The sequence below is a fragment of the Reichenbachiella agariperforans genome (assembly GCF_900142205.1).
GTDB classification, from domain to species: Bacteria; Bacteroidota; Bacteroidia; order Cytophagales; family Cyclobacteriaceae; genus Reichenbachiella; species Reichenbachiella agariperforans.
Map to the genome: position 1 here is coordinate 1,200,796 of NZ_FRAA01000001.1, position 22,902 is coordinate 1,223,697.

A 22,902-nucleotide genomic window follows, 5' to 3' on the forward strand; every position below is an offset into this window, starting at 1 on the left:
CGTAGTGGAACAATCCGTTGGGTTAGTCAATGATCAGGGTGGTTTAGTGAACGAACTCATAACTACTCCTCACTCTAATAATAATACGTGCTCTCATTTTTATATTCTTGTGACGATTTGTACCTTGTAGACCCGAGGGAATCCATGACTGGTTTCGCTCACGACTACTAGAATTACGCGTATGAAATCTATTTATCTCATGTTGGCCCTAGGATTCGTTTTGGCCTGCTCCCCTTCCAAAAAAAACGGAGAAAAAACACCCGAAGAACTGAGCGAAGAGCTGTTCGAGGGCAGCTACTTGGTCGGCGATGACTACCATGCCATTGTCTACACGATGCACCGGACGTTTGAAGTCGAAATGCAAATCTTTGCAGAGCCGGTTATGTTTTACTTTGACGAGGTGGATAGCCTGGGCAACTACCTCTATCTGTCGGACAACCAGTCCATGTCTTTTTTGATGGAGCCTAATCACAAAAAAGGAATCTTCAACGAAATCAACGAGCCTTCTTTGAAAGTCGTCAAAGAGTAATTCACGCGGATTTATGTTAAATATGACTTTCACCCTATCCTGACTGACTGGATATGTCTATTTTTGGGTTTAATTCTAAAAAAACATTGAATATGCTTCGCAGACTTCTACTGGCTACAGTCATCACTACATTGGGTATTGGCTCTTTATTCGCAACTACAGGACAAAAAGACCAAAACGGGGATGATAAACCGAAAATCGAAAAACTACTCGTCATCGTACTGGTGCAAACAATCGAAAACCGTAGAGTACTCGAAGAAGAACTTGCATTTGAATTCTCTGACTATGGTGTCAGTACGGTTTTAAGTCACAATACACGACTGGGCGGATCAGAACACCTCACTGCCAAAGAAGTCGCAGCAGTCAGCAAACGCAACGGAGCTGATGGCGTACTACTCGTCAAACTGGTAGATATCGAGAAACAAAATGCCTACTCCTACAACCAACAATCACAATATACGGGAGCGGGTACCCCGAGCTATAACAGCTCTGGAGTCGTCATCAACAATACAGGAGTCTATTCCTGGGGAGACTATGCCTATGGCAACTACTTCGATACGGTCAGTTCCAACATCATGGAGGTTCAGTCGGATTTGTTCTTGGCGACCAGTACTGATCCGCTTTTCTCTAGCGATACCAAAATGAGAGTCGGTGAAGTAGAAAAAGCCATCGGAAAATTCTCCAAAAAACTCACCAAACAAGTAGTCAAGTCAAAGTATGTGAAGACCACTAAATAATCATTCGGCATACGTGACTAGTGCCTTTACCTCCAACACAGGTACTAGTATTTAGGTTTTAGTATCTAGATAAAAATTGAACTCGTTTCTGTATCTAAAATCTAATGGCGTGTATACCGATTAGGGTAATCCATATTTGAAGAAGGGATTAACGTTTAGTGATAGCAAAGTCATTTTGCTTCCTTTTTTGGCAATGAAAAAAGGAAGCGTTTATCTGCCATAGGCATGGCCAGTCCGGCTTGAGGACAAAGCATCCAAAACATCCACAGATTTAGTTTTTAGCAAACAGGTTTCGAACAATGAATCTTGACCCGTCTACCGACAGGTGGATACCGAAGTAATCTTCGCTCACTAGCCAGAAACACAGATTCATCTTTATTTTTTCACTCTAGCGATCACACGCTCACAGCCAACCGAACCGCCTGATCTATGGCACGTTTGGCATCTAGTTCGGCAGCTACATCAGCTCCGCCGATCTTACTGACTTTGACGCCCTTCTCTTCTAGCTCCACTGCCAAACGATCCTCCGACAACTGCCCAGCACAGAGAATCACATGATCTACGGCCAGCACGTGCTGCTGGCCATCTCGGGTATAGTGCAGTCCCTCGTCATCGATCCGATCATAAGCGACAGCCGTGATCATCTTGACCTTCTTGCCTTTGAGCGCCAGACGATGAATCCATCCCGTCGTCTTGCCCAGATTGGCGCCCATCTTGCCTTTGCTCCGCTGAAACATCGTCACCTGACGCGCAGCAACATGCGGCTGTGCTTTGACTCCCTCTACGCCTCCACGCACTTCGTTGAGAGGGTCTACTCCCCACTCTTTCAGGAACTCCGCGGTGCTCAAACTAGCACTTTCGTCCCCTGCTGTCAAGTACTCCGCTACATCAAAACCTATCCCACCTGCTCCGATGATCGCTACACGTTCGCCTACTGGTTTTTCGTCTCGCAGCACATCGAGGTAGGACATCACCTTGGCATGATCCACGCCCGTGATCCCAGGCCTACGTGGCGAGATCCCTGTCGCGACAATCACCTCGTCGTACGCCTCTGCAATCAGCTGATCTGCATCTACCCTAGTGTTCAGTTTGACCGTGACACCTGTCAGCTCTAGCCTTTTGCCAAAGTAGCGCAGTGTCTCATAAAACTCCTCCTTGCCTGGTATCTTCTTGGCGATATTGAACTGTCCCCCGATCTGATTCGCAGCATCGTAGAGCGTCACCATGTGTCCCCGTTCGGCCGCCGTACTGGCAAATGCCATACCCGCTGGCCCTGCCCCCACTACCGCGATGCGTTTGGCAGTCGTGACAGGAGACGCTACGATCTCGGTCTCATGACAGGCTCTGGGATTGACCAAACAACTGGCGATTTTTCGTTTGAACACATGATCCAGACAGGCCTGATTGCAGGCTATACAGGTATTAATCTCATCTTCACGAGAGGTCTCGCTTTTGCGCATCAGTTCGGGATCAGCCAAAAAAGGTCTCGCCATAGACACCATGTCCGCATCTCCATCCGACAAAATCCGTTCTGCCACCTGCGGCATATTGATTCGATTGGTCGTGATCAGTGGGATGCTCACTTCCTCTTTAAGTTTTCGCGTCACCCAGCTGAAAGCCCCTCGTGGCACCATCGTAGCGATCGTCGGGATACGCGACTCGTGCCAGCCGATCCCTGTATTGATGATCGTCGCACCGGCTTTTTCTATTTCTTTGGCTAGCTGCACGACCTCTTCCCACGAACTACCTCCTGGCACTAGGTCTAACATGGACAGCCTATATATGATGATAAACTCAGGACCTACTGCTGCTCGCACAGCCTTGACGATCTCTATGGGGAACTTGATGCGATTTTCATACGCACCACCCCATTGGTCTGTTCTACGATTGGTTTTAGCCGCGATGAATTGATTGATCAGATAGCCCTCAGACCCCATGACCTCCACACCATCATAGCCGGCTTCTTTGGCCCAGTAGGCGCTATTCGCAAAATCTTTGATGGTACTTTTCACCCCTCGGTTGCTGAGTGCAAAAGGCTTGAAAGGCGAGATCGGTGACTTGATGGCCGAGGGAGCGACATTTAACGGGTGGTAGCCATAGCGTCCCGAATGCAGGATCTGCATGGCAATCTTACCTCCCTCCGCATGCACAGCATCCGTGATGACTCGGTGCTGTTTAGCATGTTTTCGCTTGGTCATCCTAGCAGAAAACGGTCCTACCCAGCCCTGTCGACTCGGTGCTACTCCCCCCGTCACGATGAGGCCTACTCCTCCTCTGGCGCGCTCCGCATAGAATGCGGCCATTCTCTCAAATCCGTTTTTGGTCTCTTCTAATCCTGTATGCATGGATCCCATCAAGGATCGGTTTTTCAGTGTCGTAAAACCTAAATCCAATGGCGCAAACAAGTGTGGGTATGGGTGCTCACTCATGGTCTTTCATCTAATGTTGTTCCCCTAAGTTTACTGGATTTTTCGCTCGTAGACAACAGTGTGTCTCGGTCTATTTATTCTCACGCACCAAAGACCTGTCATATGACTTTGCTAGAAAGAATATTTTCTCTACGCCAAGGTCTGTGTGGTTTTGATCTGACTGAAATCCAACAGCTACACCAAACTAAAATTCAACGCCCCTACTTTTTAGAGGATAGGGTGTCGCTCATAAAAAAAACCTACCGAAGACTATTTTTCAATCTTCGGTAGGTTCTTAACTCTAGCAGTCTAAACTCCTATTTTGCTTCTGCTGCGAACAAGGCTTGGAACTCAGCGTAAGTCATCCCGTTCGTATTGTCATCACTAAGAGAAGTGTTACAGCCGACTTCATCTGCTTTGGCGTTGATATCTTCTACTCGGCTATCTGAAGAGGGGTGTGTACTCAGGAAGGTTTCCAGTCCACTAGACGACCCTTGTCCATCAGCCAATAACTTTTGGAAGAAAGTCGCTGCACCGTTGCAGGCGTAGTCTGTACTGGCAAGATACTCTACTGACCGTGCATCAGACTCTTCCTCATGATCCCGAGAAAATTTCAGAGAGACGAGACCGTTGGCATACCCCGCGGCGATTTCAGCGATTTCATTGCCGCCGTCTCCCAATAAGATACTGAGCAGTGTGCTGATGCCATATTGCTTTTGGAGCGATCGACTCGAATGTCTGAGATCTGCATGGGCGATTTCATGTCCCATCACGCCTGCCAGATCGTCGATATTGTCTAGATAGTTGATCAGCCCAGTGTAGACGTAGATGTATCCTCCGGGTGTGCAAAAGGCATTGAGCACGTCTTGGTCGATGATGTGCACTTCCCATGCAAACTCGTCTTTGTACTGAACTTCACCCGAGTTGAGGATTTCGTCAGTCATCGCTTCGAGGTAGGCATAGGCTTCCTCATTACCTGATTCGGGCAGGATGGAATAGGTCGTAGGGTCTGCTGCGATCTGAGCAGCGACTTGTTGGCCTAGTTCTAGGTCATTGCTGACAGAGAAGAGTGAGAGGTTGTTGTTCTTGTCACAACTAGATAGTGTCCCGACGAATACGAGGGCAGTGAGAAGGAGACGAGTAGTAGTATGTTTCATATCTTCAGTGTTTTATACTTACAAATTTAGCAAATCTAACACTTCGCTGTAATTCGGAACATCATTGTAGTGCCATTTTCCTTTAACCGTCCCGTCCTGCAAGAGCCATAGCCCTGGATTGGACCGGGTGATGGTCTTCAGTACTGTAGCATCTGTGTAGTAGTAGGGTACTTTTATTTGATTTTTTTGAGCAAACGCTTCGTAGGTGTTCGCAGCAGAAGCGGTGAGGGCAAATATTTCTACTTTTCCGGCGAGGCTCTGCGTGAGCGTATTGATCTCGGCGAGTCCCTCTAGGTCGCTTTTGTTCACATCATAGAGAATAACAAAGAGTTTATTGCCCTGAAACACCTCTTCGGTAAAGTCCCCCTCGTCGTTCCATACCGCAAAATCAGTGATAGTCGGAGCAGCCTCTGGATTGACATGGGTCATGGAGATGAAGTTATACGACTTGTCGTTAGGGTATTCGTTGAAGGTATATTCTTCACCATCTTTCTCCACGAGGTATTCGTAGATGAAAGGCTCAGAGGGTTTCATGTTGGCAGGGATGCTGTCCCCTATCTTGTACGCTCTAAAGTCTATGAAGGGAAGATGATTGATCGCAGTGATAGAGAGTACCAAACTCACAATGGTCGTAGCACCGATAATCCCGTGTCCCACCATCGTAGCAGATTGATCTTGGGATCCCCTTTTATCGACGAAAATAATGACCGCTATCATGACCAGTAGGATAATGTCTTTGGTAAAGGACTCCCAAGGTGTCAGCTTGATCGCATCGCCAAAGCACCCACAGTCTGTCACCGTATTGGTGATCGCTGAGTAGCCTGTCAAAAAGGTAAAGAAGATAATCAAAGCAAGGATCGTGTACTGCGTCAACTTAGGCTTGTAGTTGATGATGATGGCAATGCCCAACACGACCTCTAGTACCACCAAGATTACCGCCAATGGGAGTGCTACAGGTACAAATACATGAAAGAAACTGGCAAACTCCACCGAGAATACTTCGAAGTACTCTTCTAGTTTGATAGAGGTCCCCACTGGGTCGTTGACTTTGATGAGTCCTGAGAAGATGAACAATCCTCCGACCAATAATCTTAAGACTGTATTGAAGTGTTTGAGCATAGTTTGTTGTTTTTTAGTTTGCTGTTACGCTTGGTGAGCAAGGAGGTTTCTCTTTCTTGCCCATGTCATTGTTTGCTGTGGTTGTTCGCTATCTCAGTTTGATCAGGCAAAATACCGCATAGTTGATCATGTCCTGATAGTTAGCATCTACCCCTTCCGAGATGAGTGTTTTACCCTGGTTGTCCTCGATCTGTTTGGTACGTAGGATTTTCATAAGGATGATATCCGTCATCGAGCTGACTCTCATGTCTCTCCACGCTTCGCCATAGTCATGGTTTTTGTTGATCAACAGATGCATGGTGTCGTCAGCGATTTGATCGTAGAGTGGCTCGAGTTCAGCATAGGGGATTTCCATTTTGCTGTCATCCTCCCATCTGAGCTGTATGATCGCCATGATACAATAGTTGATGATGGCGATGAACTCACCTTGTATATCCTCCTGCACTTTTTGCTCGCCCTTTTCCTGAATAGACCGTATCCTTTTGGCTTTGATGAATATCTGATCGGTGAGAGAGGATGTTCTCAAAATCCGCCAAGCCGTCCCATAGTCCTTGGTTTTCTTTTCGAAAATATCTTTACAACCCCTGATAACTTCTCTATATTCGCTTACTGTTTTTTCTTCCAATGATTTGCTGTTTTCAACCGTTTTGAGCGGCTAAAATTAATCAATTTGATCGCAACACCTACGCCTTATTTTATAAATGTAAAAGGTCAACTCATGGATTTGTCCATCCCTAAAATCATGGGGATCGTCAATATAACTGCTGACTCTTTCTATGATGGAGGCAAAATCAAATCCAACCGAGACCTTCTCCACAAAGCAGAAAATATGCTCGCTGAGGGAGTAGACATTCTAGATGTAGGCGCCTACTCCAGTCGTCCAGGCGCAGCAGAGGTGACGGTGGAGGATGAGCGCTTGCGGGCTACTGAGGCGATAGCACATATTATACGGGCCTTTCCAGAAGCGGTGGTATCTGTAGATACTTTCAGAGCAGACGTAGCGGAGGCAAGTATCCAATCAGGCGCTGCCATCATCAATGACATCTCGGCGGGAGAACTGGATGATCGTATGTTTGAGTTGGTCGCAGCACTCCAAGCACCCTATATCATGATGCACATGCGTGGCAATCCACAGACCATGTCGCAAATGACAGACTATGGAGACCTAGTTTCGGATATTATTGATTATTTTAACGTGAAGCTCAATCTTTTGAAAAAACAGGGCGTAAAAGACATAGTCATCGACCCTGGCTTTGGCTTTGCAAAGACCAGGGAGCAGAATTTTGCGTTGCTCAGCAAGCTAGAACTGCTTTGGATGCTCGATGCACCGATACTATGTGGTGTCTCGCGCAAATCGATGATATTTAAGACACTCGGTGGCGGGCCTGATGATGCACTCAATGGTACTACAGCACTGAATATGACCAGTCTGATCAAAGGAGCATCAATCCTACGAGTGCATGATGTGAAAGAAGCCAAAGAGGCAGTGACGCTATACGAACAATTAAAGCAATAGAAACAAGTGATTTTAGGATTTCATATAGGATTTTTAGAAGTAGAGTGGGTAGATATCATTGATATATTCTTTGTGACTATACTGCTGTATCAAGTGTACAAATTGATGCGCGGTTCAGTTGCCATCAAGATTTTCTTGGGTTTCTTGTTCCTCTATTTGATCTACCTCGTCGTACAAGCTGCCAATATGGAGCTCGTGAGTCTGATATTAGGACAATTTATGGGTGTAGGGGTGATTGCTGTGATTATCCTATTCCAACAGGAGATTCGAAAGTTCCTCTTGCTAATCGGTCGTACGACGATATTCGAAGAAGGAAACCTATTTAAGAATGTCAAGCAATTTTGGAGACACAAGTTTGACGAAAGTCATATCACATTCCTGACCCCACTGATAGACGCTATCAAGACCATGAGTGGTACGAATACCGGAGCGTTGATTGTATTTTCGAAGAGTTCGGAATTGAAATTCTTTGCCGACTCTGGAGATAGAATGGACGCAATCGTTTCCAAACGTCTCTTGTTGGCCGTATTCAACAAACACTCACCGCTACACGATGGTGCAGCCATTATCAACAACAACAAGCTCGTAGCAGCGAGATGCATCCTACCTGTCTCAGAACGCGATGACATTCCTGCTAATTTCGGGCTAAGACACCGTGCGGCTATCGGGATGTCCGAAAGCACGGATTCGCTGGTCGTGATCGTCTCCGAAGAGACTGGTCAGCTGACGACTGCTCGCAATGGGGAGTACGAGCACAACCTGTCCACCAAAGAAGTCCGCAGTAGAATCTACGACTACCTGATGTCAGAGAAAAAGAATAAAAATAAAGAAGGTAGTGATACACTCAAAAAGCCAATTAAAGAATCAGACACGATCAGTAAGCTTAGCACAAAGGCAGATGCATAATTCACAGCCTTTTTCTATAGCTTTGCCGAAAATTTGAATACCCCTTATCATGATACAAAGAGTACAATCCATCTTTCTGTTTTTTGTAGCAGCCAGCCTAGTAACCTTGGTTTTCTTACCTCTATGGAATAAAGTCGATGTTGAAAAGAGTGAAACCGTCACCGTGACAGCACTCACACTACAGCATACCAAAATGGATATCGACACAGGTGAACAGCAAGTCATCACAGAGACTCCTTTATACTACATCGCAGGCATCGCACTGCTCGCAGCAGGGATAGCACTATACTCTATTTTCAAGTTCAACAACCGACTTTTGCAGATCAAACTCGGTGCACTGAATTCGCTCGTGATGGCAGTAGCCTTAGGACTATCCGTCTATTGGATTCTCGAAGCAAATAAAATACTGCTACCACAGATACAGGGCAATTACCTATTTGGCTTCTACATGTTCATGTCCGCGATGCTCTTCAATGTTCTCTCCAACAGATTTATCCGTAGAGACGAACAATTGGTCAAGTCTGCTGATCGTATTCGGTAAATGTCATATATGGGTATTTAGACACTAGATATTTGTCTCAACGCTGATGTAAAAATCTAATCTCTACACGCAAACCTGTGGTACTTTCATTCCCTAGCCATTTATTTCCTTTGTATGTTTGGGCATGCAAAATCCCAATCTAATAAGCCGCCTGCTCAGAAGTGGGCTTCTATTACTTTGTGTAGTCACACTCTCTCCAGTCATGGGACAGGGAATACTACCCCCCGTCATGCCATGGACGGGCATGAGCGAACTGTTGATCGCCGATGAGGACGATCCATGGATTTCCTATTGCGAGCAGTCGGGTATGACGGAGACGCCTAGCTACCAAGAGACCGTAGCGTGGTTATCTAGGTTGATGGATAATGGGTCTCTGCTCCACCTCACAACGATAGGCGAAAGTGAACAACAGCGAGATATTGTGATGGTGATTGCTTCTTCTGAGGAGAATTTCACAGTTCAGGGATTGAAAAACAGTAATAAACCCCTACTACTTGTCCAAGCGGGAATACATGCCGGCGAGATAGATGGCAAAGATGCAGGGCTGATGCTACTGCGAGATATTGCCGTTGGTGGCAAGGAAAAACTACTAGACAAAGTCAATCTACTTTTCGTTCCGATCTTGAATACCGATGGACACGAACGGATATCTCCTTATAACCGAGTCAATCAAAGAGGTCCTAAAAATATGGGCTGGCGTACCAACGCGCAAAACCTCAACCTCAATAGAGATTATTCTAAATTAGAAACTGCTGGCGTACAGGCCATCGTCCAAGTGATCAATGAATATGAGCCTGATCTCTATCTAGATCTGCATGTAACGGATGGCGCAGATTACCAGTTTGATATCACCTATGGGTGGCCTGGGGATGCGGGGCACTCGCAGTACAGCTCGCTCTGGCTGGACCGTGTGTTCAAGCCTGCAGTAGACAAAGCACTCACCGCTAACGGACACGTGCCAGGCCCATTGATGTTTGCGTTCAATGACCGGGATTTTAGTGAAGGCAATGCCGAATATGAATTTAGTCCGAGGTTTTCGGATGCTTATGGAGACTTGCGACACGTGCCGAGTATTTTGGTGGAAAATCACTCACTAAAACCTTATAATCAGAGGGTATTGGGCACTTATGTACTGTTAGAGCAGACAATAAAGATCCTAGCCAAGGAAGGAAAACAACTAAGAAAAGCCAAGGAAATGGACCAAGCGAGTAGACCAGACTCAGTGGTGTTGTCCTATAGTCTCAGCGAATCATTGGCGGACTCTATGTTACTAAAAGGGATAAAATCCGAGATGAAACCTTCGTCTATCACGGATGGTGAATACATCGCGTGGACAGGAACACCCTATGAAGAAGAAATAGTTGTACGCCGAATGAATGAGCCTAACAAAGTGGTCTCCATGCCCAAGGCATATTGGGTACCTGCTGAGTGGGCTGTGATCATCGATAAACTCAAAGCCCATGGTGTAAAGGTGGACATCATCACCAAACCAGAAGTGCAGCAAGTCCAACAATATACGATAGAAGAATTTTCGATGAATGCCATGCCCTTTGAGGGGCATGTCCGTTGTGGTGATTTTGAACTGGGCAAGACGACTCGACTCGTTACTTATGCACCTGGTTCTGCGCGCATTTCGACAGATCAACCCTTGGGCAGATTGGTGGCATTGCTACTAGAGCCTGATTCACCGGATAGTTTTCTACAGTGGGGGTATTTTCACAGTATCTTCTCTCGTACCGAATACATCGAGGAGTATGTGATCGAGCCACTGGCAGAGCAGATGTTGGCTAAGGATGCTAAACTGAAGGAGCGTTTTGAATCGAAGAAGGCTACTGATAGTGTTTTTGCTCAGTCTCCTCGTGCGATCTACGAATGGTTCTACCAGCAATCGCCTTATTATGACAAGCAATGGAAAGTCTACCCTGTCACGAGAGAGCTGAATTAAATAACCATTGCGGCGGTTTCGGAGTATAAAAAAAATGAACAACCCTAAAATCGAATCACTATGAAAACACTTATCATAACACTATCTATACTTTTTGCCACTACGGGCATGGAGTCTTCTTTTTACAATTTCAAAGTCAATGCACTGGACAGTGATCAGGTTATCGATTTCAACCAGTTCAAAGGCAAGAAAGTCCTAGTCGTCAATGTCGCATCTAAATGCGGGTACACGCCACAGTACAAAGATCTACAAGCTCTATCCGAAAAGTACAAAGAGTCTTTGGTCGTACTGGGCATGCCATGTGATCAGTTTGCTGGTCAGGAGCTAGATTTAGAGTCTTCGATCAAGCAGTTTTGTACCGAAGAATTCAGCGTCACTTTTCCCATGACGACAGTAATCAATGTAAAAGGTGATGAACAGCACCCTGTTTATACTTGGCTCACAAGTAAATCCGAAAATGGCAAAGGAGACTATAAAGTATCTTGGAACTTCAATAAGTTTTTGGTTGATGAAAATGGCCAATTGATCGAGTATTTTTCTTCTAACGTGAAGCCACTCAGCGAGGACATAACAAAATACTTGGACTGATTCTAGAAAACATAGACAGATTTACAAAATCCCTTTCGGTGCGATGTACTGGTAGGGATTTTTTATTTCCCAAAAACTAGACCAAATCCACCCTCAGTAGATGTTGAATTTGACAGATCACTGACACTCTTGCTTTTGTTTTCTGTCATCCTGTCACAGATCGTCGGGCTTTGCGCTTTGGAATGAGTTTTGCCACAGGGGGATTATAATTTTTAGTTTTAATCAAATAGTAAAACATAAATACATCATGCAAGAGAAAGGTAATATTTCGATTCACACCGAGAATATTTTTCCAATCATCAAGAAGTTCCTTTACTCGGATCACGAGATCTTTTTGAGAGAGTTGGTTTCAAATGCTGTCGATGCATCGCAGAAGTTGAAGCAACTTTCTGGAATCGGCGAGTTCAAAGGTGAGCTGGGAGATTTGAGAGTGGAGGTTAGCTTTGACGAAGCAGCCAAGACCATTACTATCAGCGACCGTGGTATCGGTATGACTGCTGAGGATATCAAGAAGTACATCAACCAGATCGCATTTTCTGGAGCCACTGAGTTCGTAGAGAAATACAAGGACAAAGGCGATGAGCAGCAAATCATCGGTCACTTTGGGCTAGGGTTTTACTCGGCCTTTATGGTGGCAGAAAAAGTCGAGATCAATTCACTATCTCACGTAGAAGGTTCTGAGCCTGCTCGATGGATATGTGATGGCTCTACAGAGTTCGAAATCAGCGAAGGAGACAGAACTGAGCGTGGTACGGACATCATCTTGCATGTCAATATGGAGGACTCAGCAGAGTTCTTGAACGAAGCGAGACTACAGGGAATCTTAGACAAATATTGTAAATTCTTGCCTATCGAAGTGAAATTCGGTGAGAAAGACAAGCAAGTAGAAGATGGCAAGGACGATGAGGACAAGCCTAAATACAAAACGGTCAAAGAAGACAATATCATCAACAATCCTGCGCCACTATGGACCAAATCTCCATCGGAACTGACCGATGAGGATTACTTGGCGTTTTATAGAGAACTATATCCTTTCTCTGAGGAGCCTTTGTTTTGGATCCATCTGAATGTGGACTACCCGTTCAACCTGACGGGGATTCTTTACTTCCCTAAGGTGAAGAATGATTTCGAGATGCAAAAGAACAAGATTCAGCTGTACTCTCGTCAGGTATTCATCACGGACGAAGTAAAAGATGTTGTGCCTGAGTTTTTGATGTTGCTGCATGGGGTGATTGATTCACCAGATATTCCACTCAACGTATCGAGAAGCTTCTTGCAAGCAGATGGTAACGTGAAGAAAATCAATTCATACATCACGAAGAAAGTAGCCGATAAACTGGGTGAGCTTTACAAAAAAGATAGAGCAGAGTACGAGAAAAAATGGTCTGATATCGGATTATTCGTAAAGTACGGAATGCTGAGTGATGAGAAGTTTTACGACAAAGCGAAAGACTTTGCATTGCTAGAAAACGTAGATGGTGAATTCTTCAACTTCGATGAGTACAAAACCAAAACCGAAGCACTACAGAAAGACAAAGATGACAACCTCGTCTACCTCTACTCGACTGATCCAGCGAAGCAGCACACTTTCATCCAGTCTATCAAGAAGAAGTCTTATGATGTACTGAAGATGGATGGCCAGTTAGATTCGCACTTCATTGGTACGTTAGAACACAAGCTAGAGAAGACTCAGCTCAAGCGTGTAGACGCTGAGACAGTAGACAAGCTGATCAACAAAGACGAGAAAATCGAATCTGTATTGTCAGATGACGACAAAGAGAAGGCGAAAACGATCTTTGAGAAAGCGATCAATGACAAGAACTCTACGGTAGCGGTGGAGTCGTTGGCTTCTGATGAAATGCCAGTCATCGTGACCATGCCAGAGTTCATGCGACGCATGAAGGATATGCAGCGCCAAGGTGGTGGTGGCATGATGATGATGGGAGATATGCCTGATCAGTACAACGTAGCGATCAATGCCAATCACCCATTGGTAGCCAAAGTACTCGGTAGCGACCAAGAGGACGCTAAGGAGAAACTAGCGCGTCAGGCTTATGATTTAGCCTTGTTGTCACAGGGATTATTAGAGGGAGAAGCCCTTACACAGTTCATTAACAGATCTGTAGAGCTGAGCACCAACTAAGCAAGCGCTTCTAGGCAAATTGAAATAAAGAGAAGAGGCTGTTGCAAAACACATGTCGTAGTTTCGCCAAATCAGGTGATCTGCGGGATAGGCTTTTGTAATAGCCTCTTTTTGATTAATATCGCATATATGAGATGGAATGCGCTACATACGAAATTACTAGCCACAGCACTGTGCGTGACTGGGCTGTCGCTACCCACCCTATCTCAGGAGTACGGTAGTGATGACGAACTGCTCCAAACCGAAAATGAGTACGAAGTACCACTGACGGTAGATCTAGACGCTGAGGAAGAAGATCGAGAAATCGAGCTCAAAAAGAAAAAACCGAAGCGTAAAGTCTTCTATGGAAAGAAGACTAGAAAAGGGTATACACGTACTGGATTCGGAGATAATGTAGTGTTGGAATTGTTCTTCTATCTCAAAGTGTATGAAGAACCAGTACCTTATGTACGAGATGTATATTGGTATGACTTTAGGCGAAGGAAAATCGTTAATTCCAGAAAGATAGATGAAGGAAATGCAGGCATACTACATGGCCCTTATAAAAAAATGCTAGGAGATCAAATCCTAGAAGAAGGGGTGTTTTACATGGGGGTCAAGCATGGTCGATGGTCCGAATGGAACAAACACAACATCCTTCAAAACAAAGAAAAATACTACAAGGGATGGCCCAAAGAGTCCCTTGTATCTTATCATAACCGCGAAGAGCGCCAGATCGAAGAGATCATCCCTGTGCACTACGGCGAGAAGGAAGGCAACTACTACGCCTTTCATGAAAGTGGCAACTTGGCTGCTTATGGCGAATATCAGTTTGATCATCGTGTCGGCATCTGGCGTGAATACTATGATCAGCGCAATCGTCGAAAACGTGAAATCATCTATTCTAAAGACCCTTTCGATGAGGATTTCGTCCCCTACATTATCCGTGAATGGGACGAGCATGGCAAGCTGATCTATGAGAACGATCAATAACACCTCACCATCACATTGCTCCTGTTACAGGTTTGAGTAATTAATCCAGTATTGGAACTATTCGCCGAAAGATAGGGTTGAATCAGCATAACTCCATATTATTCTGTGGAGCGACACTATTTTTCAATCTTATAAGGCAAATATGAAATTACACCAAGGACAAATCGCACCTGATTTTAAAGTTCAAGATATTTATGGTAATCCCGTTTCGCTGGCAGACTACAGAGGCAAACGTGTCTTGCTTAGCTTTTTTAGGGATGTGAGTTGTCCGTTTTGTAATCTACGCGTCAGAGATCTATCCAAACGCCGTGAGGAGCTAGAAAAAATGGGACTTCACATGATTCTATTTTTTGAGAGTTCTGCCGAGGTGCTGAATAGTAGCCTCTTGCACAAGAAAGCTTCGCCGATACCGCTCATTGGCGACCCCAAAAAACAAGTATATGGTCAATATGGTATCGAAGCATCAGCCCTCAAAATGATGAAAACCTTCTTTCAGAGTGGGGCGGTCAGTGCAATGAAAGAAGGCGCTACCATCGAGGTACCCAAAACCAAGGACAAATCAACAATGACACTGATACCCGCAGATTTTTTGATTGATACCGATCAAAAGATACATACCGCTCACTATGGTGCCCACATTCGTGACCACATCACAATCGCTGATTTAGAAAATTTTATAAAATCATAATAGCTTGTCTAATGAACTCAAGTGTGAGAACAATTGAAGACGACTCTTAAGCGAGTGACCAGCAGATGATTGATAAAAGGAAGAATAAGACAAACGGAAACATTGTTACTGGGATCTCTAGTTGCTTTTAGTGACAAGCACATTTTTTTGTATTTGGGGAGTTGACCTAGGATGTTTCCTGCTGAATTTGGGAAGTGAGTAGCAACCGTGATCTACATGATAGAAGTACTAGTAACAATCAAAATTGATACTACATCAAGCAATTGTATTAAACACTTTGACAAGTACATCTTTATATTTTTTGACCATCGGCACCTCATAAGCCCCTACCTGCACCATGGAGCTATTGAATGAATCTATTTTAAGAGCATTCACTACATAGGACCGATGTACCTGGATAAATTTTTTATCCCCTATTTGAGACAAAAAATCTTTTAAAGTAGAGCGTATAATATGCCGTTTTGTAGGGGTATATATCTCCAAATAATTATTGTCCGATTTGAGGTAGCAGATGTCATCTAGGCTGATTTTGACATATTGATAGTCTTCCTTGACAAAAAAACTATCACGAACCACCACCATTTCACTCTCCTCGTCCCCTGCTTGTTCTGTGAATATTTTGATAGCGACCTCCACAGCACTATACAAATGCCCTTTTTCTACGGGTTTGAGTAAGTAGCCATAAGGGGAAAGGTTGACTGCCTGATCGATGGTTTTTTTATCTCCATAGGAGGTTAGAAAAACAAACGGAAAATCCCTTCTCTCCCTGATTTGTTCGGCCAACCACAGCCCCGTTTCCTCACCTTTGAGTTGAATATCAAAAAGTGCCAAATCTGGCATCTCCCTTTCTATTGCTTTCAAAGCTTCTGTTGCTCTGATACAGATCTCCGTCACTTCGTACCCCAGCTCTTCTAGCATATCGGAAATGGATTCTGCGATGATCATCTCATCTTCTACTATCAGTATTTTGATTTTACTCATCAGGCCGCAAATTCTAGTTTAAAGCTCGTTCCATTATGGGTCTCAAAGTTAAACTCCCCTTCCAATTGCTGGCTGAGCATTCGAACCAACCGTAACCCCAGAGACTTGGTCTTCCGAATATCAATCTCGCTAGGAAGCCCTTTCCCATCATCTTTGATATTGAGAATATAGGTTCCATTTTCCTTAGACAGAAAAATGCTAAACGATCCAGTTCCTTTTTCATCAAAAGCATATTTAAATGCATTCGTCGCAATTTCATTAACTATCAGACCAAGAGGAACTGCCGTATCCACATCAAAAAACACATTATCAGCTTTTATATTTAGCTGCACGTTTTTCATACCAAATGAAGCCCTGATTTCTCCCACCAACTCTTGCAGGTACTCCCCAAAAGGAATGCTCTTCAAATCGTCATTTTCGTATAGTTTTTGATGAATCAAAGCCATCGAACGAACTCTGCCCTGTCCCTCTTCCAGCACTTTTTTGAAATCCTCATCTTCGAATTTTCCAGACTGTAGGTAGAGCAGAGAAGCAATGATCTGGAGATTGTTTTTGACACGATGGTGGATTTCTTTGAGTAGCGACTCTCGCTCTAGTAGGGCTTTTTCTATGATGTTTTTTTGGTTGCGAATCTCGGAGGTGCGCTCCTCGATGATTCCTTCCAACTTTACATTCTCCTGCTTCAATCGTTTGGTATTCCAACCCACGATCAAATAGATCAGTCCTATTAATAGCAATAAATACAAACCATAGATCCAAAGCGTTTGGTACCAGGGAGTTTCGACCACAAACTCAAACTTAGCCACGGCACTTTCATCAAAAAAAGCATTGCGCGCCTTCACACTGAAAGTGTATTGACCGGGTGACAGATTGGTGTATTCCTTTTGATTCAAATCAGTCCATTGGGTCCATTCTTCATCGAAGGGTTCTAGCTTAAACGCGTACAAGTTCTGATCAGCGTAGCGATAATACGGCGCAGATACCTCAAACCGAAATGCATTCATCGAAGGATGGAGCGTTACGGGTTGGGGATCATCGTCCATGTAGACACCATTGAATATCGTCGAGTCCATATTCGCAATGACCTTCACACGTCGAATCAACGGATCAAAATTGAATGCTGAATTGACTTCTTTCCCTTTGGGAATGATGTAAAGTCCAGTACTCCCCGCTACCAATGCGCCGAAACCTTCTACATATTCAATCCATTGATTATTGCCTTCCAGTACGTTGCAAACACCCGAATCCAAAGTGGCATGACCTTGCTCGGTAAATTGAACCCTCCCTTTTTTATAGTGGTCAGATGAATACCAATAAACAGCATCGGATTCCTTAGTGAGGGTAACCAATTGTACATCATCAAACACATCCTGAAATATAGATGACTTGACCAACTGCTCTCGCGATGAGTCGAATCGATAAAAACCACCCTTGGCACCAAAACCTATTTCTGAATCAATCCAGTTAAGCATTGGCGGTTCTTCATCTGGTATTCCGTCCTTCACCGTATACTGCTTGTAGCTTATTATCGAATCCATGCTGCTGTTGATGTTAAAGCTAAATATGTGCTTCAAATTCGCGCCCCAAATTCTGCCCGACTTGGCATCATATCTGAATTTAAGTGCGCTATCAGGCAGACTATCAGAAAACAAGGTCTTTCGATGTGTCCATTTACTGTTTGTATATTCAAATAATTCTACATATTTCCCACTTACCCCCGAAGTGATGGCAAAAGCGGAATCCCGCAAGTACGTCAAAGCATAAGCTTGATCCGACCGTTGGGTCAATAGTACTTTGTATTCATCCTCCTCTATGACGCCAGTCGTACCTCCTGATTTTGTCAAAATCTGTTTTTTGCCACCCAGCATCATCTCATTGTACAGTTCGGAATTTTTCACCCGACTAAACGCTCTGTTTTTTAGCTTTATTTCATCGGCCGCTGTGGGACGCCACGGACGGGAATAGATACCTTGCGAAGTGCCAACATAAATTTGGTCATCGATGATTTTCGCATCCAATACATTGCCCTCCACACCAAGGCGTGTGTCAATGATGGAATGTGCAGAAGAAATATCAACTCTGAACAAGCCTTCGTTGCTCCCCAGCCATAAGTTGTCAGAAGCATCAACAAATCCGCGATACACCTCATTTGTCAGTCCATTGGATTTATCGAGATGAATGACAGGTTCGAATTTGTCATTGACGATGATCAGCCCTCCCTGCAACAGCGTTATGCCATAGTAAGCATCGGAAATTTTAAAAACAGAATTCGGATACTTGGATTTATAATAGGGCATGTTCAAAGCCTCAATCTCATAAGTCGTATCCACCGAATGATAGTAAATACCCTGGTAGTAGGTAGAAATCAAGACGGCCGACTCGTCTATTTGAACTGCACCCGAAACCACAATATCCCTAAAATAATCACCTCTAGGCGTGGCGGATAAGGTATCTGCATCCAATTGCACCAGCCCTTTGCCTCTGACATGAAAGTTGATTGTTCCATCCATTAAGAAAAGGGCATTACTTACTTGATCCGTATTTTCATACAAAAACGTCTTGGTAGTTTCGTCATATATCAACACGGACTCACTTCCCGAAAAAGCAATTTTACTGCCGTAGCTCTTGACCAAACCGAGCACACCAAAGTGCAGGTCTGTAGGTAACTTTTCTTTCAAAGACTGAAAACGCATGAGTCCACTGGCGTCTGGTGCCAGATAACCTATCATATCCCATCCACAGAGGTATATTCTATTGCTTTCTGTTTTGGTAAATGAAAATCCAATTTGTCCTGATTGGATCGGGATGGATCTCCAAGTTTCACCATCAAATTCATTCAAAGAGGACGTCGTAGAAATGTAGATTAGTCCACGATCATCTTGGATGATATCCCAAACCTGATCATTTCCTTGATAGGTATCTGAGCTGTAATGCTGTATAGGAGGGAGCCCCTCTTCATTGATCGTCAGCTTGTTCTGCGAGAAAATCGGGAAACAAATAAGACTCAGAAAGACTGTAATGTAAGTCAGTTTTTGCATGTTTCGAAAATAAAGGAAACCAGCCAAAAATGGCCGGTTTCCTTAATTTAGAGAATAAGATTAAGTACTTTTTTAGTTTAAGTCTACCCAAGCACCACCTGCTCTTCCCTGAAACTTGCTTGTTGTTGTGTTGTATATCATCAGACCATCAGCAGGAGATGCTATCTCATCACGCTCTGTTGTCGTCATTCTAGGTAGCAAGAATCCCCCTGTGGTAGAGCTAACTTCGAGCACAGCACTCGCATCTGGCGTGTCTGTAAATATCCCTACGTTTTCATTATTGGCGTGAATAGCGGTTTTGGGTTCATCCTTCCCTATCACATAGGTTTGAAAGTAATTGTCACCGTATGTAAAATTACCCGTAACGTTGCCCATAGCTATACCACCTGAATATTCATCTCCAGAATTTGCTATCATGTATATTTTATAGGATGTATCCGAGATGGCGATACTGATTGTATATTTTTGACCGGCCACTATGTTCACCTCCTCCGACAATGTCACATCGGCTGTCACCAATTGATTGGAGGTTGAGGGGTTGATCGTGGCGGTATAAAGAACAGTACCTGATAATGACTGTCCGCTTCTGATCGTTAAAGTATAGGTACCCTGCGAATTGTTTTGAACGGCGTACCTCATTCTTACTCTGGTTAACACACCTGAGCTTTCGGCTGTAAACGACTGGCCTATTTTCGTTTCTACTGGTAGCTGAGCATTATAATTAGAAGGATTGAAGTGCGCGCTTAATGATGATGACCCTGCGTAATCCAACACTTCGAAGTTGATATTGCCTTGGGAATCGTATGACTGTAAATTTTGATCCACGTACGCTTTAGTCGCTGCATCTTGCGCATTGCTTGGATCAGCCAGATTCGTGATGGCAACACCCCCGGCATTGGCACCTTGACTAAGTACATTGCTCAAGTTTTGCTCATCCGTATCCGTATCTACCGTTTCGCCTACCCAAGCTGATCCATTGTACTTATTGATTTCATTATCCTCTGTATTGTAAACCAATAATCCTGCGGCCGGTGAGGATATCGCATCTCGTTCTGCAGGGGTCATTCTAGGAATGAGGAGACCCTTTTCTGTAGATGATATATCCAATGCGGCACTTGCGTGAGGTGATTTTGTGCCAATTCCCACATTGAAATTATCATCGACCAGTAATCCGGCTATTGCAGGCGTCTTCACGTATGTTTTAAACTTAATGTCATTTGCTGGCTGTATAGTACCGTTATGGTACATGGCGCCATCATCATATACATTAGCGGCTGCACTTCCAGCCCTTATATTGGCATCTTCACCAGCCACTACTCTAAATGTAAAAGTACTGCCAGGTTCTACCGAGATAGGAGTAGAAAATTGATGCGATGATACTTCAGGATTGTAAGCCAATGTAACGGCTTCTGAAATAAGCTGAGATCCTCCATATCCTTCACCTTTATAAACCGAAATGGTAAAATCTGAATTAGGGTCCATTTGAGTCAGCTGAAATTCAATTCGTGTTAATTCACCTAAATTATTAACGATGAATGATTGCCCAAAATCTGTAGAAACGCTATTACCGATAGATGTCGGCTGATCTACATCAACTACTTCTGTAGCTGCTTTGGCAATTTCAAAATCACCCTCTGCATTGGTATTGGCACCAGCGACCTGCGTATCTACATAACTTTTGGTCACAGCATGTGCATCCTCCGTCGGATCATCAAGAGACAAATTACCATCTAATAAAGCATCTCCACTTTTATACACTGTAAATGCATCAGATTTGGCTCCTGATTCCCCGTTTCCGATGACGAATGCTCTATCGGTATCATCTCCTGCAGGTATGTAGTCCGTATTGTAGGCTCCTACCGCAAGCTCGCTTTCAGATCGAGCAGTGGTATGGTACCCAATAGAAGTAGCGTTTGATCCAGACGCGGTAGTCGTATACCCCATTGCGATTGAATTTAATCCACTCGCATTATTGTATTGACCTATTGCGATGGCGTATTCTTCCGTCGCCCTCGCATCAGTACCGATAGCGATGGCTCCACTGGCAGTGGCTTCATTGTTATTTCCTATCGCTGCAGTAGCATATTGACTAGCTGTATTGTCGGCACCTAGTGCGACCGAGTGATTGCCTACATGGGCATCATCCCATTGATCTGCACTCGCTGATCCTGCCCTAAAGGCTGCTTTGCCTTTGTCAAAAAACATGCGGCTATTGTCGTCACTCGTAGTATTGTCATCTGCGAGTTGGCTAGAGCCGAACACAAAATTATCATTTGTATCTCCAGCGGAGATCACATCGGCTGTTTCTGAGAAAGCGCCTAGGTCATGGCTGTCTACATAGTTTTTAGTAGCCGCATCTTGGGCACTTAGCGGATCAGCTAAGTTGGTGATGGTAGTCTCATTGGCATCAGCTCCATTTCCAAGCACGTCGGCCAAGTCCTGAGCATCTGTATCATCCATGAAAGCCGAAAGATCCACCGTACCGCCATCCTCAAGGGTAAGAATATTTCCCTCCAGACTTATCGCTTGATCGTCTGACGCTGATGTCAGGTATCCATTGTTGGCTACAAAAGCGTCCACCTCTGTTTCGGAAAGCTGCGTATTGGTATCTGTGTCATCCATGAAGGCCGAAAGATCCACCGTACCGCCATCCTCAAGGGTAAGAATATTTCCCTCCAGACTTATCGCTTGATCGTCTGACGCTGATGTCAGGTATCCATTGTTGGCTACAAATGCGTCCACCTCTGTTTCGGAAAGCTGCGTATTGGTATCTGTATCATCCATGAAGGCCGAAAGATCCACCGTACCGCCATCTTCTAATGTAAGTGTGGTTCCATCAAGGCGAATGGCTTGATCGTCTGTATTTGCACCAAGGACTCCCAAATCGACAGAATTTCCTCCTGATATGGATAAGCTACCACCCTCCAAACTCAAGTTTTGCTCATCTTTGTTATCCAAATACCCAGAAAGATCAACCTCACCTCCATTTTCAAGTGTGAGCGTATGATCTGAAAGACTCATCGTTTGGCTGTCTGTCCCTGTACCATCCTGAAGGCTACTTAGATCGATGGTATTCCCATCAGAAATAGATAGTTCCGTCCCAGCTAAGGCAAGCGTTTGATCATCGGTGTTTGCACCTAAAGAACCCAAATCAACAGCGTTTCCATCACTTATTTCTAATACTGATCCAGTGAGTGAAAGACTTTGAAGTTCGTTGGTCACATCAGCATCAGCATCCTCACCATACAGCGCATAGGGCACAGCTGATAGTTCGGCTGTGCCAAAATCTTCGTATCCACTACCGAGATCAACCTCTACCTTCAAAAAGTAATTGGCTACACTCCAATCTATGGCTGAAAACACACCAGAAAGAGCAGCACCTTTCCCGACTTTGGCCTGAATCAGACCATGGGCATTCGTGCTAATGGTATGCTCCTCCGCGTACACTGTACTGCCAGTTTCACCACCTGACAAAAGAGTGAACCTAACCTCGACAGACTTATTGGCTATAGACTCCCCCTCAGCATTTCTTAAGACCCCTTGATAATCCAGACTCTGAGAAGTCTGGGCGACAGCTACAGATCCCAGCGCCAATAGGAAGATTGTTATTAGTGTAAATAATCTATTCATGATT

Annotated in this window: 17 protein-coding genes; 10 read left to right on the plus strand and 7 right to left on the minus strand. The window is 44.5% G+C overall.

Annotation, left to right across the window (positions count from 1 at the left end; translation table 11 throughout):
- Window positions 1–181: 181 nt before the first annotated feature.
- The gene (locus BUB99_RS04665; protein ID WP_073119818.1) at window positions 182–529 is read left to right on the plus strand and encodes a hypothetical protein; all 348 of its coding nucleotides are present in this window, start codon (window positions 182–184) and stop codon (window positions 527–529) included.
- A 92-nt stretch (window positions 530–621) separates the two neighbouring features.
- Window positions 622–1,266: a hypothetical protein gene (locus BUB99_RS04670; protein WP_073119819.1), complete on the plus strand. Its 645-nt coding sequence runs from the start codon at window positions 622–624 to the stop codon at window positions 1,264–1,266.
- A 395-nt stretch (window positions 1,267–1,661) separates the two neighbouring features.
- Here the strand turns inward: BUB99_RS04670 and BUB99_RS04675 are convergent, their stop codons facing one another.
- The 4 genes from BUB99_RS04675 to BUB99_RS04690 all read right to left on the minus strand — a co-directional run bounded on the left by BUB99_RS04675 (window position 1,662) and on the right by BUB99_RS04690 (window position 6,575).
- On the minus strand, window positions 1,662–3,695 hold the full coding sequence (locus tag BUB99_RS04675) for an NADPH-dependent 2,4-dienoyl-CoA reductase (protein WP_073119821.1): 2,034 nt from the start codon (window positions 3,693–3,695) through the stop codon (window positions 1,662–1,664).
- 296 nt (window positions 3,696–3,991) lie between these two features.
- Window positions 3,992–4,831 carry a M48 family metalloprotease gene (locus BUB99_RS04680; RefSeq protein WP_073119823.1) on the minus strand — a complete coding sequence of 280 codons (840 nt, stop codon included), beginning with the start codon at window positions 4,829–4,831 and terminating at the stop codon, window positions 3,992–3,994.
- Between the two features lie 18 nt (window positions 4,832–4,849).
- On the minus strand, window positions 4,850–5,950 hold the full coding sequence (locus BUB99_RS04685; RefSeq protein WP_073119824.1) for a BT_3928 family protein: 1,101 nt from the start codon (window positions 5,948–5,950) through the stop codon (window positions 4,850–4,852).
- A gap of 88 nt (window positions 5,951–6,038) precedes the next feature.
- Window positions 6,039–6,575, minus strand: a complete 537-nt coding sequence (locus tag BUB99_RS04690) for a DUF1599 domain-containing protein (protein ID WP_073119826.1) — start codon at window positions 6,573–6,575, stop codon at window positions 6,039–6,041.
- A 45-nt stretch (window positions 6,576–6,620) separates the two neighbouring features.
- On the opposite strand from BUB99_RS04690, the gene folP reads away from it, so the two are divergent.
- The 8 genes from folP (at window position 6,621) to BUB99_RS04730 (ending at window position 15,249) form a co-directional block, all read left to right on the plus strand.
- On the plus strand, window positions 6,621–7,466 hold the full coding sequence (folP, locus tag BUB99_RS04695) for a dihydropteroate synthase (RefSeq protein ID WP_245816795.1): 846 nt from the start codon (window positions 6,621–6,623) through the stop codon (window positions 7,464–7,466).
- 6 nt (window positions 7,467–7,472) lie between these two features.
- On the plus strand, window positions 7,473–8,372 hold the full coding sequence (cdaA, locus tag BUB99_RS04700; RefSeq protein WP_073119827.1) for a diadenylate cyclase CdaA: 900 nt from the start codon (window positions 7,473–7,475) through the stop codon (window positions 8,370–8,372).
- A gap of 49 nt (window positions 8,373–8,421) precedes the next feature.
- Complete coding sequence (locus tag BUB99_RS04705) at window positions 8,422–8,913, plus strand: DUF4293 domain-containing protein (RefSeq protein ID WP_073119829.1); 492 nt, start codon at window positions 8,422–8,424, stop codon at window positions 8,911–8,913.
- 124 nt (window positions 8,914–9,037) lie between these two features.
- Entirely contained in the window at window positions 9,038–10,858 is a 1,821-nt protein-coding gene (locus BUB99_RS04710; protein ID WP_084190349.1) for a M14 family metallopeptidase, read from the plus strand.
- Between the two features lie 60 nt (window positions 10,859–10,918).
- Window positions 10,919–11,446, plus strand: a complete 528-nt coding sequence (locus tag BUB99_RS04715) for a glutathione peroxidase (RefSeq protein WP_073119833.1) — start codon at window positions 10,919–10,921, stop codon at window positions 11,444–11,446.
- Between the two features lie 247 nt (window positions 11,447–11,693).
- Window positions 11,694–13,589, plus strand: a complete 1,896-nt coding sequence (gene htpG / locus BUB99_RS04720; protein ID WP_073119834.1) for a molecular chaperone HtpG — start codon at window positions 11,694–11,696, stop codon at window positions 13,587–13,589.
- Window positions 13,590–13,700: 111 nt separating this feature from the next.
- Window positions 13,701–14,561: a toxin-antitoxin system YwqK family antitoxin gene (locus tag BUB99_RS04725; protein WP_245816796.1), complete on the plus strand. Its 861-nt coding sequence runs from the start codon at window positions 13,701–13,703 to the stop codon at window positions 14,559–14,561.
- 142 nt (window positions 14,562–14,703) lie between these two features.
- Window positions 14,704–15,249: a peroxiredoxin-like family protein gene (locus BUB99_RS04730; protein ID WP_073119836.1), complete on the plus strand. Its 546-nt coding sequence runs from the start codon at window positions 14,704–14,706 to the stop codon at window positions 15,247–15,249.
- Between the two features lie 255 nt (window positions 15,250–15,504).
- Here the strand turns inward: BUB99_RS04730 and BUB99_RS04735 are convergent, their stop codons facing one another.
- From BUB99_RS04735 to BUB99_RS04745, 3 genes are all read right to left on the minus strand, one after another.
- Window positions 15,505–16,230 (minus strand): LytR/AlgR family response regulator transcription factor, encoded by a 726-nt coding sequence (locus BUB99_RS04735; RefSeq protein WP_073119838.1) that lies wholly within the window; start codon window positions 16,228–16,230, stop codon window positions 15,505–15,507.
- Window positions 16,230–19,268 carry a histidine kinase dimerization/phosphoacceptor domain -containing protein gene (locus BUB99_RS04740; protein WP_073119839.1) on the minus strand — a complete coding sequence of 1,013 codons (3,039 nt, stop codon included), beginning with the start codon at window positions 19,266–19,268 and terminating at the stop codon, window positions 16,230–16,232. The genes BUB99_RS04735 and BUB99_RS04740 overlap by 1 nt, the downstream gene beginning before the upstream one ends.
- A gap of 72 nt (window positions 19,269–19,340) precedes the next feature.
- Window positions 19,341–22,898 carry a DUF4082 domain-containing protein gene (locus BUB99_RS04745; RefSeq protein ID WP_084190350.1) on the minus strand — a complete coding sequence of 1,186 codons (3,558 nt, stop codon included), beginning with the start codon at window positions 22,896–22,898 and terminating at the stop codon, window positions 19,341–19,343.
- Window positions 22,899–22,902: the final 4 nt, after the last annotated feature.

Excerpts from the sequence above, each read along its gene's own strand:
- BUB99_RS04730 (WP_073119836.1), top strand. The coding sequence starts at position 14,704 with ATGAAATTACACCAAGGACAAATCGCACCTGATTTTAAAGTTCAAGAT.
- BUB99_RS04685 (WP_073119824.1), bottom strand. The coding sequence starts at position 5,950 with ATGCTCAAACACTTCAATACAGTCTTAAGATTATTGGTCGGAGGATTG.
- BUB99_RS04670 (WP_073119819.1), top strand. The coding sequence starts at position 622 with ATGCTTCGCAGACTTCTACTGGCTACAGTCATCACTACATTGGGTATT.
- BUB99_RS04675 (WP_073119821.1), bottom strand. The coding sequence starts at position 3,695 with ATGAGTGAGCACCCATACCCACACTTGTTTGCGCCATTGGATTTAGGT.
- BUB99_RS04710 (WP_084190349.1), top strand. The coding sequence starts at position 9,038 with ATGCAAAATCCCAATCTAATAAGCCGCCTGCTCAGAAGTGGGCTTCTA.
- BUB99_RS04740 (WP_073119839.1), bottom strand. The coding sequence starts at position 19,268 with ATGCAAAAACTGACTTACATTACAGTCTTTCTGAGTCTTATTTGTTTC.
- BUB99_RS04735 (WP_073119838.1), bottom strand. The coding sequence starts at position 16,230 with ATGAGTAAAATCAAAATACTGATAGTAGAAGATGAGATGATCATCGCA.
- BUB99_RS04705 (WP_073119829.1), top strand. The coding sequence starts at position 8,422 with ATGATACAAAGAGTACAATCCATCTTTCTGTTTTTTGTAGCAGCCAGC.
- BUB99_RS04665 (WP_073119818.1), top strand. The coding sequence starts at position 182 with ATGAAATCTATTTATCTCATGTTGGCCCTAGGATTCGTTTTGGCCTGC.
- BUB99_RS04715 (WP_073119833.1), top strand. The coding sequence starts at position 10,919 with ATGAAAACACTTATCATAACACTATCTATACTTTTTGCCACTACGGGC.
- htpG (WP_073119834.1), top strand. The coding sequence starts at position 11,694 with ATGCAAGAGAAAGGTAATATTTCGATTCACACCGAGAATATTTTTCCA.
- BUB99_RS04680 (WP_073119823.1), bottom strand. The coding sequence starts at position 4,831 with ATGAAACATACTACTACTCGTCTCCTTCTCACTGCCCTCGTATTCGTC.
- BUB99_RS04745 (WP_084190350.1), bottom strand. The coding sequence starts at position 22,898 with ATGAATAGATTATTTACACTAATAACAATCTTCCTATTGGCGCTGGGA.